A 13,562-nucleotide genomic window follows, 5' to 3' on the forward strand; every position below is an offset into this window, starting at 1 on the left:
CAGTGGGGTTTGAGCAAGGCTTGACCCTGGATCAGACTCCAAGGTTCAGAATGAGCACGTCTTCCACGAGGTGCTCATGAACATTGGACAGCTCGCGCGCCTGGCCGGCGTGCCCATCGACACGGTGCATTATTACGAGCGGCAACAGCTGCTGCCGACCGCCCGACGCAGCGCCGGCGGCTACCGCGTCTTCAGCGAGTCCGACCTGACCCGGCTGCAGTTCATCCGCCGCGCCAAGACCCTGGGCTTCCGCCTGGACGAGATCGCCGACCTGCTTGGCTTCAGCGATCAGCGCGGTCGGGACATGGCGCAGATCCGCGACAGCGCGGTGAACAAACTCACCGATATCGAGCAGCGCATCGGCGAGCTGCAACGCATGCACGGCGCGCTCAAGCAACTGGTCGATGCCTGCCCCGGTCACGGGGATCAGGAACGGTGCCCGATCCTGACGGCGTTGACCGACACACGCCTATGAAACCACTCACGCTCCAGTGCAGCGCATGTGCCGCGACGATGGTGATGCCACGCACACGGTGTGAAGCTCCGCGATGGATACAACGGTTGCCGCCGGCGTGCTGTATCCACTCGGCATCGTGATGTCGCCGAGTTTGCTGGCGATGTTCATTGCGATGGCGATGAGCCCGAGTCCGATGTCGGTGATCGGCAATGCACTGCGACTGCGCCATCAACGACTGCCTGGCGAATGAGCGCGCGTGCATGACGAAGTTTCTTCACTTTTTCCTTGCCAATCCAAAACGTCGTCGCTATGATTTCGCTCCTCACGACGTGGGGCCATAGCTCAGCTGGGAGAGCGCCTGCATGGCATGCAGGAGGTCGGCGGTTCGATCCCGCCTGGCTCCACCAATCCGATCATTAGGCCGATCAGATTGCAGTGACAAAATTTGAATTTTTCGTGCGTCCCCATCGTCTAGAGGCCTAGGACATCACCCTTTCACGGTGGCGACCGGGGTTCGAATCCCCGTGGGGACGCCAGTTTCAAGCAGACAGCCCTGACCTCGGTCGGGGCTTTTTGTTTGTGGCGTGCCGTTCAATGGCACGGCACGTGCGATCTGTTTTCCTTGGTCTGCGTGTCGATGCGGACTGCCGGGAACCGCCGGCATCGATGGTCGAGTGGCTGCGTGCATTCTTTCTTCGGTGTTTCAGAAAAAAGACTTGGCGAACGCTTCACGGCCGCGTAGAATTCCGCCTCCAGCATCGTGGGGCCATAGCTCAGCTGGGAGAGCGCCTGCATGGCATGCAGGAGGTCGGCGGTTCGATCCCGCCTGGCTCCACCACTCCGGACATTAGGCCGTCCGGGTGTGCTGAACAATTTGATGAGTTTCATGCGTCCCCATCGTCTAGAGGCCTAGGACATCACCCTTTCACGGTGGCGACCGGGGTTCGAATCCCCGTGGGGACGCCACTCATCAGAAGAACACCGAGGCCCGGCATGCCGGGTCTTTTTGTTCACCGCTTACTGCGGTTGCGTTGCGGATGTCCGGAAAGGCTTCCACAAACGTGAACAGGCAGATATACTAGGCGGCTCGCGGTACAACGTGGGGCCATAGCTCAGCTGGGAGAGCGCCTGCATGGCATGCAGGAGGTCGGCGGTTCGATCCCGCCTGGCTCCACCACTTCTCCGGACACAGGCCGTCCGATAGAAGCCAAAAATTCGGTTTAACGCGTCCCCATCGTCTAGAGGCCTAGGACATCACCCTTTCACGGTGGCGACCGGGGTTCGAATCCCCGTGGGGACGCCAGCTTCAAGCAAACAGCCCTGACTTCGGTCGGGGCTTTTTGTTTGACGAACCCCTTCCCATCCGGCAAAACCGCCGCTATGATAGGCGGCTCGCAGCACAACTGTGGGGCCATAGCTCAGCTGGGAGAGCGCCTGCATGGCATGCAGGAGGTCGGCGGTTCGATCCCGCCTGGCTCCACCACTTCTCCGGACACAGGCCGTCCGATGGAAGCCAAAAATTCGGTTTAACGCGTCCCCATCGTCTAGAGGCCTAGGACATCACCCTTTCACGGTGGCGACCGGGGTTCGAATCCCCGTGGGGACGCCAGCTTCAAACAAACAGCCCTGACTTCGGTCGGGGCTGTTTGTTTATGGGCCTATGCCACCACCTTCGCCATGCCCACCGAACGCGGCGCGGTCAAGGCGAAGCCGAACTGCGCATACAGCCGATGCGCCTCCCCATCGGCGATCAGGCTCACGTAGGCACCGACGGCATTTGCGCGCAGCCAGGCGTCGAGCTCGGCCATCACGGCCTTGCCCAGGCCCTGTCCCTGCCGGTCCGGCACCACCGCGATATCCACTACCTGCAGGAAGCAGCCACCGTCGCCGACGATCCGGCCCATGGCCAGCAGCCGGTCACCCTCGCGCAGGCTCACGCCGAACACCGTACTGGGCAGGCCACGCGCCGCCGCCTCGGCCGATTTCGGGCTCAGGCCGGCCAGCACCCGCAGCGCGCGGTACTCCTCCACGTTGGGCGGTAACGGAATGCAGTGAACACCGACGGGCAGCGACATGACGCGGATCCAGCACTGAATGGACGCTCAGCATGCCCGAACGGATTCGCAGGATGTGCGACCCATGGGCCTATCCTGTCCCCCTGCCCACCCTGCTCTCCCGCCATGTGCTATTCCGCCCAGATCCGCGCCGACTACACCAAGCTGGTCCGTGAGTACGGCGCCATGATGTCGCTGGACGAGTTCGCCCAGCTGTATGCGCACGATGCCGGCAAGCAGCGTCCGAAGACCCCCAAGGCGATGGACGACGGCTTTGCCGGCGCGCGTACCGCGCAGGGCCAGGAGATCGTGGCGCGGATCCAGCAATGGCATGCCGAGGAAATGCAGGCACTGGATGAGGAAGTGCGCCTGCAGGGCGCGCGCTTGAAAGCGGCCGAGGAACAACTGGCTACGCGCCCCACGCAGAAGGCGCGCACCGAGGTGCGCGTGGCCGGCAACCGCATCGAGCGCGCGCAGACGCGCCTGTCCGATCTGCAGCGCGCGGGCCTGGTGCCGCGCGACAGCCGCATTTTCCCCGGGGTCTACGCGCCGGTGATCGTGTCCGAGCACGGGCAGCGCGTGATCAAGCCGATGCGATACCAGTGCCGGCTGCCGGACAAGCCCGCGCGCAACGACGCGCTGTATCCCGGCACGTACAACGCACGCCGGGACAGCCTCGAGGCGTACTGGAAATCCGCGTTCGGCCACCGGCATGGCGTGGTGGTGGTGCAGTCGTTCTACGAGCACGTTCCACGGCACGCGTTGGAGCAGCGCCCGCTCTCGCCCGGCGAGAAAGCCGAGAACGTCGTGCTGGAGTTCAGTCCGCAGCCGCCGCGCGATCTGCTGATCGCGTGCCTGTGGTCGGAATGGGAGGGACCGGAAGGTCGCCTGCTGTCGTTCGCCGCGATCACCGATGATCCGCCTGCCGATGTGGCGCGGACCGGCCATGACCGCTGCATCGTCCCGATCCGGCGCGAACATCTGGATGCGTGGCTGAATCCGGACCCGCAGGATCTGGCCGCGCTGTACCGGATCCTGGACGACCGCGAACCGGTCGCCCTGGCACACGCCGAAGCAGCGTGAGGTCGCCGCTCAGCCGGCGACGGAGTCGCCCACCCGGGCACGCCCCAGCGCGGTGTTCAGGTCGGCCGTCACGTACGGCTTGGTCAGGATGACACCCGGCCGGAAAGCCTCGGGCAGATGCTCGGTCGCCATGCCGGTCGCCAGCACGAAGGGGATCTGGCGCGCCACCAGGGCAGCAGCCACCGCTTCACTGGTCTCGTTGTTGGCCAAGCGGTAATCCAGCAGCACCACCTGTGGCTCGGTTTCGGCGAGCAGGCGCAGCGCCTCGGCGACCGAGGCCGCCAGTCCCACCACCACGGCGCCGGACTGCGCCAGCTGCATCTGCAGCAGGGCCGCACTCATTTCGTCGTTCTCGACCACCAGCACCCGAAGATCCTGCAGCGCGCTCATGACGACTCCCTGTATGGTTCAGCGCGATGAGTATAGCGTCCTGCGTAGGTGAAACCCTGACAGGAACTTAAGCATTCAGGTCTGCACAAATGTCGACATCTTGTATACACTACGCGGCCAGCCAGCCGAAGTGGCGGAATCGGTAGACGCAGCGGACTCAAAATCCGCCGCCCTTAAAAGCGTGTGGGTTCGAGTCCCACCTTCGGCACCATGGAAAACCAGAACGCCCCGGATCGACGGATCCGGGGCGTTTTTTGTGAGCAGCGGCTTCGCCTGCCTGCTGGCCTGCTTGCCCAAGTCCCAAAATGGGACTAAGCTGCGCAGATGCGAATCCTGGCAAAGCCTGTACTTGAGCGATTCTGGGCCAAGCACCCTGCAGCGGAGCAATCTCTCAAAGCCTGGTACGACGAGGCGAAGAACGCTGAGTGGCGTACGCCGCAGGACATCCGGAATCACTATGCGACGGCCAGTTTCGTGGCGAACAATCGCGTCGTCTTCAACATCAAAGGCAATGACTACCGCCTCGTGGTGGCAATCGCCTATCAATACCAGGCGGTCTACATCAAATTCATCGGCACGCATGCCCAATACGATGCAATCGATGTGACTACGGTGGAGTGCACCCCATGAACATCCGTCCCATCCGCAATGAAGACGACTATCAGCTCGCTCTCAAGGCTGTGTCGCACTACTTCGACCACCCTCCCGAGGTCGGCACCGCCGAAGGCGATGAGTTCGACGTACTCATCACCCTGATCGAGTCCTACGAGAGCAAGCACCACGCGATTGCCCCTCCCGACCCGATCGAGGCGATCAAGTTCCGCATGGAGCAATCCGGATTGACCGCCAAGGATCTGGTGCCCAGCATCGGCCAGCCCAATCGGGTTTACGAGGTGCTCAACGGCAAGCGTGCGTTGACGTTGAACATGATCCGCAACCTGCACCGGAATCTGGGTATTCCGGTGGAAAGTCTCGTCGGACTCTAAGCGGTGACGAAGGCCGGACCGCTCCGGTCCGGCCTTCTCATATCAGGTGCATCCAGACCCGCTCAGACCAGCCGAAGCGTCGGATGTGCGCCATTGTGCGTATTCGCCGCAGCCGGCCGCGCCGCACCCACCGCCCCCGTCACCCGGAACGCCGCCACCGTCTGCAGCAGCTGGGTCGACTGCTCTTCCATGCTGCGTGCGGCCGCCGAGGCCTCTTCGACCAGCGCGGCATTCTGCTGGGTGCTCTCGTCGATATGCTCGACCACCTGGTTGATCTGCTCGATGCCTTCGCTCTGCTGCTGGGCCGCGGCGCTGATGTCGGCCATGAGATCGCTCACGCGCTTCACGCTGACCACGATCTCGTCCATGGTGCGCCCCGCGCTCTCGACCTGGCGCGTGCCTGCCCCGACCTTCTCGACCGAATCGCCGATCAGCTGCTTGATTTCCTTGGCGGCCTCGGCCGAACGCTGCGACAGCGAGCGGATTTCCGAGGCGACCACGGCAAAGCCACGGCCATGCGCACCCGCGCGGGCCGCCTCCACCGCCGCGTTGAGCGCCAGGATATTGGTCTGGAACGCGATGCCGTCGATCACCCCGATGATGTCGACGATGCGGCGCGAGGAATCATTGATCAGCGACATGGTCGAGACCACCTCGTGCACCACCTGCCCACCCTGCGCGGCCACCTCCACCGCGCCGCCGGCCAGTTGATTGGCCTGGCGGGCATTGTCGGCGGTGCGACGCACCGTGGCGGTCAGGCCCTTCATCGAAACAGCGGTTTCCTCCAGCGAGGCGGCCTGCTGTTCGGTACGCACAGACAGGTCGCTGTTGCCTTCGGCGATCTCGCTGGCACCCACCGCGATGGTGTCGGCGGCCAGCTTGATCTGGGCGATGATCCCGGCCATCGCCTCCACCAGCGCATTGATGCCCTGGCACAGCTCGGCGATCGGGCCGGACTTGTCCTCGGTGGCGATATGACCGGTCAGGTCGCCGGCCTGCGCCGCGGCGACGACCTCGCGCGTCTGCGCGACGGCCTGCTGCAGCGCCAGGGTGTCACGCACCTGCACGGTGATGTCGGTGGCGTACTTGACGACCTTGAACGGGCGTCCGTTCATGTCGTAGATCGGGTTGTACGACGCCTGGATCCAGACCTCGCGCCCGCCTTTGCCCAGCCGCTTGTACTGGCCGGCATCGTACTCGCCGCGGCCCAGCTTGGTCCAGAACGCACGGTACTCCGCACTCTGCCGATAGTCGGGCTCGGCGAACATCGCATGATGCTGCCCGCGCACCTCGTCCAGGGCGTATCCCATCGCGGCGAGGAAATTCTCGTTGGCGGCCAGGATGCGGCCCTCCAGGTCGAACTCGATCACGGCCTGCGATTTGTTGATCGCCGCCAGCTGGCCGGCGAAATCGGCGGCCTGGAACTTCTGCGCGGTGATGTCGGTGGCGAACTTCACCACCTTGTAGGGCCGCCCGTGGCTGTCGAAGACCGGGTTGTAGGATGCCTGGATCCAGATTTCGCGGCCGCCCTTACCCAGCCGCCGATACTGGCCCGCCTCGAACTCACCGCGGCCCAGGTTGGCCCAGAAGTCCCGGTATTCCCTGCTCTGCGCATACTCGGCATCGACGAACATGGCGTGGTGTTTGCCCTGGATTTCCTCCAGGGTATAGCCCAGTGTCTGCAGGAAATTGTCGTTGGCGTGCACGATGGTGCCGTCGAGATGGAACTCGATCACCGCCTGAACCCGGTGCAGCGCCTTGACCTGGTCTTCCAGCTCGGCCTGCCGCTGCAGCGCGGCAGATGCCGCGGCGCCATGGGCGGCGCGACGGGAAACGAACAATGCGGTGAGCGAACGCCACAACGAGCCTGCATCGGCGTCGCTGTCACGACCTGGCACATGCGTGTGCAAGCCTGAAGTAATCATCTTTAGACCTCGGTGTCCTGTTAGCGAATAGGTCAGCGCCGGGCGGTGGCCCGGTGGCGGTATTCCGTTGGCTGGGACTCACGAAGATCGCCAGTGGTGATGACGTTGCTTCGATGGACTGCAAACACCGGGCAAGCCGGTGAACAAGAACCATTAAAAAAGGTGTACGGCCAGGCATCCACGTGAGCAGAGAGGCAGCAACTGCGAGTCATATAACGGCGCGTCTTCTGAAAGCTTTAGGGCCGTCATCGTCGCTGTGTGACGCAGGGTGGACCCGCGCCTACTCGCCGCTTTCGCTGGCATCGAGCGCGTCCAGCGGGTCGATCGCACCGAGCGCCTGGGCTTCCACCTGCACGTTGTCGCGCCCCAGCGCCTTGGCCCGGTAGCACTGCGCATCCGCCGCCGCCACGGCGTCATCCACGCTCATGCCGCCGAACAGGGGCGCGATGCCGATGCTCGCGCCCACGCTCAGCCGGCGCTGGTCCCAGGGGATGGACAACCCGCGCATCGCCTCGAGCAGGTCGATGGCGATGCGGCGGGCACGCTTGAGCGAACAGCCGGCCAGGATCACCGCGAACTCATCGCCCCCCAGCCGCGCCACGATGTCCGAATCCCGCACCCCGTGCCGCAATACGCTGGCCACGGCCCACAGCACCGCATCACCGGCCAGATGGCCGTGGGTGTCATTGACCGGTTTGAAGTGGTCCAGGTCGATGTACATCAACGAGGCCGACTGGCCGGTGCGGGCCACGCGGGTGATGGCCTGCTGCAGGTGCGCCTCGAATCCGCGCCGGTTGCTCAGCTCGGTCAGCGGGTCGATCTCGGCCAGGTGCCGGGCCTCGCGCTGGCGCGCGCGCTGCTGGGTGACGTCACGGATCACCCAGACCGCGCCGCTGGTCAGCCCGTCCTCATCGCGCAGCCAGGCACGGGTCAGGTCGACCGGCAGCAGGTGGGTTCCCACCGCGAGCAGCAGGTCCGAATGCAGGTCGACCGCATTGCTGTCCGGGTCGAGCAGCACCGCCACGTCCAACGGCGAGCGCGGCGCGTACTCGGTGGTGAGTTCCACCACCTCCTGCAGCCGGCTCCCGGCCAGTGCGTCGGCGCCCTCGCCCGCCAGCGCGCGGGTGGCCGCTGCGTTGGCGTACTGGATGCCACCGTGCAGGTCCAGGGTCAGCACCATGTCGGCCACCGCATCCAGCGTGACCCGGGTGCGCTGCTCGGATTCGCGCAGCTGCTGGCCGCTGAGTCGTTGCGCGGTCACGTCCTGGATCTGGGAGACGAAATGCAGTGGCTCGCCATTTTCCGTGCGGACCAGCGAGACCGACAGCCGCCCCCAGACCAGGTTGCCGGCCTTGCCCAGGTAGCGCTTCTCCATGTGGTAATGCTCACGGCGGCCGGCCAGCAGATCGCCAAGCAGGGCGAGGTCGGTATGCAGGTCGTCCGGATGCGTCAATGTCTGGAAATCGATCAGCAGCAGCTCGGCACGGGTGTAGCCGAGGATGCCGCACAGCGAATCGTTGACGTCCAGCCAGCGCCCCTCCAGCGATACCAGGGCCATCCCCAGCGCCGCGGACGAGAACGCCCCGGCGAACTTTTCCGAGGCCAGGAATGCCTGCTCGCGGACCTGCAGCAGCGGGGTCAGGTCGACCGCCATGCCGACGTAGCCGATCCGGTTGCCGCCGGCGCAGTCCAGCGGACTGATCGACAGGCGCACCTGGCGGCGCTCGCCGTCCTTGCGCAGGAACGTCCACTGATGTGACCAGGTGCCCTGCGCGGCCCGCGCGCTCAACGCCTCGAACACGGTCGGCAGACGCCCGTCCGCCCCCATCTGGGGCTGCAGGTAGGCACGCATCTCCTCCGGATCGTGGAAGAGGCCCGGGTTGACCCGTCCGAGCACTTCATCGGGGCGGTAGCCGAGCAGTTTCTGCGCACCGGTGTTGAACAGATTGACCACCCCGTCGATGTCGGTGGCGATCACCGCAACCTCGTCGGAGGCATCGACGACCGCCTGCAGGCGCTGGCGCATGTTCGCCGCATCCTGCCGGGCCTCCTGCAGCTCGGTGACATCGGCATGCGCGCCGGCCATCCACAGCGGCCGGCCCTGTGCATCGCGTTCGTAGACGCGGCCCCGGTCCTGCACCCAGATCCAGTGGCCCTTCTTGTGCCGCATCCGGCACAGGCTGTCGTAGCGCGGCGAGCGGCCCGCCATGTGCTCCTCGAGCAACGCGTTGGACTGGGCCAGGTCGTCGGGATGCACCAGCCGGAAGAAGGTCTCCGGCGTGATCGGCGCCAGTTCCTCGCGGGTGTAGCCCACGATCTCCGCCCAGCGTTCGTTGACCCGCATCTGGTTACCGGGAATGTCCCAGTCCCAGGTGCCCGCCGCGGTGCCCTCGATGATCATCTCCAGCCGGTGGCGCTGTTCGGCCATCTCGCGCAGCGCGGCGCCAGCGCGGTCATCGGCGCTGCGGCCCGCCCGGTCGCCCGGTCCTGCCTGGTCGTCTGTCATCTGGGCTCCCCGCCGTCCACCTACCCTACGGGCATTGAACGCGAAGTGTGCGTAAACCCGGGCGAAACCAGAAGTGCCTCCGCCCATCGGCGGGACCAGAAACGCCAAGGGCCGCCCGAAGGCGGCCCCTGGCAGGCAGCGGAGAGGCGCTCAGCCGCCGCGCTTGGCCCGGGCGAAGGCGTCGGCCAGCGCATTGTTGGCCGGCGGCGCGGCACTGCCCGGGCGCGGCCCGGAGGGGGCGCCACGGCCGCCATTGCGCGGGCCGTTGCCTGCCCCGCCCTCCCGGCGACCGCCTCCGGCCGGGCGCGCATCGCGCTCGCCGGGTGCCTTGGCCGGGGCCGGGGTGTCGTCCAGGCGGCGGGTCAGCGCGATGCGCTTGCGCGCCACGTCGACCTCCAGCACCTTCACCTTGACGATGTCACCGGCCTTGACCACGTCGCGTGGATCCTTGACGTAGGTGTCCGACAAGGCGGAGATGTGGATCAGGCCGTCCTGGTGGACGCCGATGTCCACGAAGGCACCGAACGCGGCCACGTTGCTGACCACGCCCTCCAGGATCATCCCGACCTTGAGGTCCTTCAGTTCTTCGACACCGTCAGCGAAGCGCGCGGCCTTGAACTCGGGGCGCGGATCGCGGCCGGGCTTTTCCAGTTCCTTGAGGATGTCGCGCACGGTCGGCACACCGAAGGTTTCGTCGGTGAACTGCTCGGCCTTGAGCCCACGCAGGAAGCTGCCGTCGCCGATCAACGCCTTGATCGGGCGTGCGGTGGCCGCCACGATGCGCTCCACCACCGGGTAGGCTTCCGGGTGCACCGAGGAGGCATCCAGCGGCTGGTCCCCATCGGCGATGCGCAGGAAGCCGGCGCACTGCTCGAAGGTCTTCTCGCCCAGGCGCGGCACCTTGAGCAGGTCCTTGCGGCGCTTGAACGGACCGTTGTCGTCGCGGTGGCGCACGATGTTCTCGGCGACGGTGGACGACAGCCCCGACACGCGCGAGAGCAGCGCGGCCGAGGCGGTGTTGACGTGCACGCCGACCGCGTTGACGCAGTCCTCCACGCGCGCATCCAGCGCGCGCGCCAGCCGGTACTGGTCTACGTCGTGCTGGTACTGGCCCACGCCGATCGCCTTCGGATCGATCTTGACCAGTTCGGCCAGCGGGTCCTGCAGGCGGCGGGCGATCGACACCGCGCCACGGATGGACACGTCCAGGTTCGGGAATTCCTTGGCCGCGAACTCCGAGGCCGAGTACACCGATGCACCAGCCTCGCTGACCACGATCTTCTGCAGCTTCGTATCACCCAGTGCCTTGATCACCTCACCGGCCAGCTTGTCGGTTTCGCGGCTGGCGGTGCCGTTGCCGATCGCGATCAGGTCCACGTTGTGCTGCACGCACAACTGCTTGATCGCGTGCAGCGACTGGTCCCACTGGCGGCGCGGTTCGTGCGGGTAGATGGTGTCGGTGGCCACCAGCTTGCCGGTGGCATCGACCACGGCGATCTTGCAGCCGGTGCGGATGCCCGGGTCCAGGCCAAGCACGGCCTTGGGGCCGGCCGGGGCGGACAGCAGCAGGTCCTTGAGGTTGTCGCCGAACACCGCGATCGCCTCGGCCTCGGCCTTCTCGCGGGCCTGGTTGAACAGGTCCAGGAGCAGGTGCATGTGCAGCTTGGCGCGCCAGGTCAGGCGGCAGGCGTCCAGCAACCAGCGGTCGCCGGGGCGGCCGGCGTCGCGGATGCCGGCGTTGTGCGCGACACGGCCTTCGGCGTACAGATTGCCGGCCTCCGCATCGCTGCCCGGGTCTAGTTCCAGGAACAGGATTTCCTCGCGCCGCGCACGGAACAGCGCCAGCAGCCGGTGCGACGGAATCTTTGCCAGCGACTCCGAATGCTCGAAGTAATCGCGGTACTTGGCACCCTGCTCTTCCTTGCCCTCGGCGACACGTGCGCGGATCACGCCGTTCTCGCCCAGCCAGGTGCGCAGTTCGCCGACCAGCGCGGCATCTTCGCCCCAGCGCTCCATCAGGATCGCACGGGCGCCCTCCAGGGCCCCCTTGACGTCGGCGACGCCCTTGTCGCCATCGACAAAGCCCGCGCCGAACACCTGCGGGTCCAGGCCGGGATCGGCCAGCAGCCCATCGGCGAGCGGCTCCAGGCCGGCTTCGCGCGCGATCTGCGCACGGGTGCGGCGCTTGGGCTTGTAGGGCAGGTACAGATCTTCCAGGCGCGACTTGGTGTCCGCGCCGAGGATCTCGTTGCGCAGCTCGTCGCTGAGCTTGCCTTGTTCGTCGATGCTGGAGAGCACCGCGGCGCGGCGGTCTTCCAGTTCACGCAGGTAGGTCAGGCGCGTTTCGAGGTTGCGCAGCTGGGTATCGTCCAAGCCGCCGGTGACTTCCTTGCGGTAGCGGGCGATGAACGGAACGCTGGCGCCTTCGTCCAACAGGGCGATGGCGGCGAGGGCCTGGGCGGTCTGGGCACCGATCTCATCGGCGATGGTCTGGGCGATCTGCTGCGCGAGCTTGATGTCAGGCATTGCTTCCGGCCGGAGCCGCTTTGCGGAAAGAACCCATTCTGGCAATGCCGGGCGGCGGGGGAAAGCCGTTGACAGGCCGGGCCGAACCTGTCGCCCCGTGGCGATCACCACACGAGGGGTCCGGCGTTCACGCCGGCATCCTGCGTGGGGCTGGGATGCCGGCGCGGGCGCCCGCGACAACCGGGCACCTCCGCAGTGTGGCTCGCTTACCGGTAATGCACTGCAGCACGCTGATGGACGATGTCGTCGCGCATCGACTCCAACGCCATCACCCGCACCCTGCCCACACCCTGCAGCTCCATGAACCGCTCGGTGTAGATCTCCGGGCCCAGCTCGGTATCGGCCTGGGACTTGCTGAAGCCATGGGGCACCAGGCCCTTGTCGCCATCCTTGCTACCACCGACATAAAGAACGATTGCCATGTGATGTATTCCTCCAGAAAAACGTTGTTGCTCATACAGCGATGCAAGTTTACCCCGGCAAAGCTGACTGATTCGTCATGCAGGCTAATAACGTTTTTTTGCATGCAGATGACGCCGCGTTGTCGACATTTTTCTTACATGGTTTTAACGCGGAAATAACTGGGCCACCAACCCCGCCCGTGCAGCGCATACACATCGGCGGCCCGCTCGAACGGATTGCGTGCGCTCACGCCACCACAGAGCAGATACACCGGAAGATACAACGGCCCCAGCACCAGATACTGGTAGACATGCGCACGCTCGTGGTCGTGCAGGCCGATCACCGGCTCGCTGGCGTGGCCCGCCTGGTGCGCGTAGGTGCGGCACGGCACGTCCAGTACCGTTCCGGTATGCAGGATGACGTTGCCAAGGGTGATCGCCCCACCCGGCCCCCACGGAAACTCGCGGAACACGATCGCGCAGTCGCGCGCGTTCCACGATGGCCGCGCACCGGCCAGCATCCCGGCGGTGCCGGCGGCCAGCCCGATCAGGGTGTTGGGTGACGTCCACAGCGCGCCCAGTACCTGCAGGGCGCGCAGCAGCAGCGGCGACAGGCTCAATCGGCCTCGTTGGGGATCAACAGCCACAGGATCAGGTAGACCAGGATGCCCGGGAAGGCGGCCGAGCCGATCGAGATCAGCACGAACAGCACCCGCACCAGGGTGACGTTCCAGCCGTAGCGATGCGCGATGCCGCCCATCACCCCGGCGATCATGCGGTCGTTGAGCGAACGGGACAGGGGGCGCGGCGGTGTGTTCATGCACGGGGTCTCGAGCCGGTAGGTGCCGACTCTAGCGCGAACCGTGTCTACGGGGTGCGTTGGCGCAGGGCCTTGAGTCGCGCCCCGAACCAGACCGCGGCGGTCTGCTCCGGCTGGCCCGGGCAGGCGATCCGGTACGGCTTGCCGCTCATGCTGCTCTGGCTGGCGGCCCGCTCGATGAACTGCTCGGCGGTGTCCACCTTGTCCTTCTTGAGCAGGTAGTCGTACTTGCGCTGCAGGTGGGCCCGCGCCTCGGGCGCATCATGCCAGCTGCCGTTGCGCTGGAAGCGGCAGGTTGAGCCATCCAGCGCACCGATCAGGCCGGCGATCTCGCGGCGGGCGGCCTCGCTGGGGGCGGCCTGGGCGGTAGCGATGCCCGACAGACCCACGACCAGCCAGAGAAGGGAACGCATG

14 protein-coding genes and 9 tRNA genes are annotated in these 13,562 nt (G+C 65.9%); 14 read left to right on the forward strand and 9 right to left on the reverse strand.

Features of this window, described 5'->3' with window-relative positions; all coding sequences use genetic code 11:
• Window positions 1-76: 76 nt before the first annotated feature.
• The 10 genes from ABE424_RS04720 (at window position 77) to ABE424_RS04765 (ending at window position 2,066) form a co-directional block, all read left to right on the forward strand.
• Window positions 77-475 (forward strand): heavy metal-responsive transcriptional regulator, encoded by a 399-nt coding sequence (locus ABE424_RS04720; protein WP_346490983.1) that lies wholly within the window; start codon window positions 77-79, stop codon window positions 473-475.
• A gap of 73 nt (window positions 476-548) precedes the next feature.
• Complete coding sequence (locus tag ABE424_RS04725; protein WP_346490982.1) at window positions 549-707, forward strand: hypothetical protein; 159 nt, start codon at window positions 549-551, stop codon at window positions 705-707.
• 81 nt (window positions 708-788) lie between these two features.
• Window positions 789-864: transfer RNA gene (locus tag ABE424_RS04730), tRNA-Ala, on the forward strand.
• A 53-nt stretch (window positions 865-917) separates the two neighbouring features.
• A tRNA-Glu gene (locus ABE424_RS04735) sits at window positions 918-993 on the forward strand.
• Window positions 994-1,219: 226 nt separating this feature from the next.
• Window positions 1,220-1,295: transfer RNA gene (locus tag ABE424_RS04740), tRNA-Ala, on the forward strand.
• Window positions 1,296-1,347: 52 nt separating this feature from the next.
• Window positions 1,348-1,423 (forward strand) — tRNA-Glu (locus tag ABE424_RS04745).
• 135 nt (window positions 1,424-1,558) lie between these two features.
• A tRNA-Ala gene (locus tag ABE424_RS04750) sits at window positions 1,559-1,634 on the forward strand.
• Window positions 1,635-1,684: 50 nt separating this feature from the next.
• A tRNA-Glu gene (locus ABE424_RS04755) sits at window positions 1,685-1,760 on the forward strand.
• Window positions 1,761-1,864: 104 nt separating this feature from the next.
• Window positions 1,865-1,940 (forward strand) — tRNA-Ala (locus ABE424_RS04760).
• 50 nt (window positions 1,941-1,990) lie between these two features.
• Window positions 1,991-2,066, forward strand: a tRNA-Glu gene (locus ABE424_RS04765).
• 49 nt (window positions 2,067-2,115) lie between these two features.
• Here ABE424_RS04765 and ABE424_RS04770 read toward each other — a convergent pair.
• On the reverse strand, window positions 2,116-2,532 hold the full coding sequence (locus ABE424_RS04770; RefSeq protein WP_346490981.1) for a GNAT family N-acetyltransferase: 417 nt from the start codon (window positions 2,530-2,532) through the stop codon (window positions 2,116-2,118).
• Between the two features lie 105 nt (window positions 2,533-2,637).
• Here ABE424_RS04770 and ABE424_RS04775 point away from each other — a divergent pair, with 105 nt between their 5' ends.
• Window positions 2,638-3,594 carry an SOS response-associated peptidase family protein gene (locus tag ABE424_RS04775; RefSeq protein ID WP_176988658.1) on the forward strand — a complete coding sequence of 319 codons (957 nt, stop codon included), beginning with the start codon at window positions 2,638-2,640 and terminating at the stop codon, window positions 3,592-3,594.
• Between the two features lie 9 nt (window positions 3,595-3,603).
• Here ABE424_RS04775 and ABE424_RS04780 read toward each other — a convergent pair whose 3' ends face one another.
• On the reverse strand, window positions 3,604-3,984 hold the full coding sequence (locus ABE424_RS04780) for a response regulator (RefSeq protein WP_346490980.1): 381 nt from the start codon (window positions 3,982-3,984) through the stop codon (window positions 3,604-3,606).
• 124 nt (window positions 3,985-4,108) lie between these two features.
• Between ABE424_RS04780 and ABE424_RS04785 the strand changes: the two genes are divergently transcribed.
• The 3 genes from ABE424_RS04785 to ABE424_RS04795 all read left to right on the forward strand — a co-directional run bounded on the left by ABE424_RS04785 (window position 4,109) and on the right by ABE424_RS04795 (window position 4,970).
• Window positions 4,109-4,195, forward strand: a tRNA-Leu gene (locus ABE424_RS04785).
• Between the two features lie 113 nt (window positions 4,196-4,308).
• Entirely contained in the window at window positions 4,309-4,614 is a 306-nt protein-coding gene (locus tag ABE424_RS04790) for a type II toxin-antitoxin system HigB family toxin (RefSeq protein WP_346490979.1), read from the forward strand.
• Window positions 4,611-4,970, forward strand: a complete 360-nt coding sequence (locus ABE424_RS04795) for a transcriptional regulator (protein ID WP_346490978.1) — start codon at window positions 4,611-4,613, stop codon at window positions 4,968-4,970. Before ABE424_RS04790 ends, ABE424_RS04795 begins: the two co-directional genes overlap by 4 nt.
• Window positions 4,971-5,032: 62 nt before the next feature.
• Here ABE424_RS04795 and ABE424_RS04800 read toward each other — a convergent pair whose 3' ends face one another.
• The 7 genes from ABE424_RS04800 to ABE424_RS04830 form a co-directional block, all read right to left on the reverse strand.
• Window positions 5,033-6,895, reverse strand: coding sequence for a methyl-accepting chemotaxis protein (locus tag ABE424_RS04800; protein ID WP_346490977.1), 1,863 nt, complete (start codon window positions 6,893-6,895; stop codon window positions 5,033-5,035).
• A 280-nt stretch (window positions 6,896-7,175) separates the two neighbouring features.
• Window positions 7,176-9,323 carry a PAS domain S-box protein gene (locus ABE424_RS04805; protein WP_346491242.1) on the reverse strand — a complete coding sequence of 716 codons (2,148 nt, stop codon included), beginning with the start codon at window positions 9,321-9,323 and terminating at the stop codon, window positions 7,176-7,178.
• Between the two features lie 228 nt (window positions 9,324-9,551).
• Complete coding sequence (locus ABE424_RS04810; RefSeq protein WP_346490976.1) at window positions 9,552-11,927, reverse strand: Tex family protein; 2,376 nt, start codon at window positions 11,925-11,927, stop codon at window positions 9,552-9,554.
• Between the two features lie 206 nt (window positions 11,928-12,133).
• Entirely contained in the window at window positions 12,134-12,349 is a 216-nt protein-coding gene (locus ABE424_RS04815) for a hypothetical protein (RefSeq protein WP_176988654.1), read from the reverse strand.
• A gap of 134 nt (window positions 12,350-12,483) precedes the next feature.
• On the reverse strand, window positions 12,484-12,948 hold the full coding sequence (locus ABE424_RS04820) for a hypothetical protein (protein WP_346490975.1): 465 nt from the start codon (window positions 12,946-12,948) through the stop codon (window positions 12,484-12,486).
• Entirely contained in the window at window positions 12,945-13,148 is a 204-nt protein-coding gene (locus ABE424_RS04825) for a PspC domain-containing protein (RefSeq protein ID WP_123729552.1), read from the reverse strand. Before ABE424_RS04825 ends, ABE424_RS04820 begins: the two co-directional genes overlap by 4 nt.
• Before the next feature lie 47 nt (window positions 13,149-13,195).
• Window positions 13,196-13,561 (reverse strand): YfeK family protein, encoded by a 366-nt coding sequence (locus ABE424_RS04830; protein ID WP_346491241.1) that lies wholly within the window; start codon window positions 13,559-13,561, stop codon window positions 13,196-13,198.
• Between the last annotated feature and the right edge of the window lies 1 nt (window position 13,562).

Origin of the sequence: Stenotrophomonas sp. TWI1149, from assembly GCF_039673155.1 — a bacterium.
Taxonomy (GTDB): Bacteria; Pseudomonadota; Gammaproteobacteria; order Xanthomonadales; family Xanthomonadaceae; genus Stenotrophomonas; species Stenotrophomonas maltophilia_AA.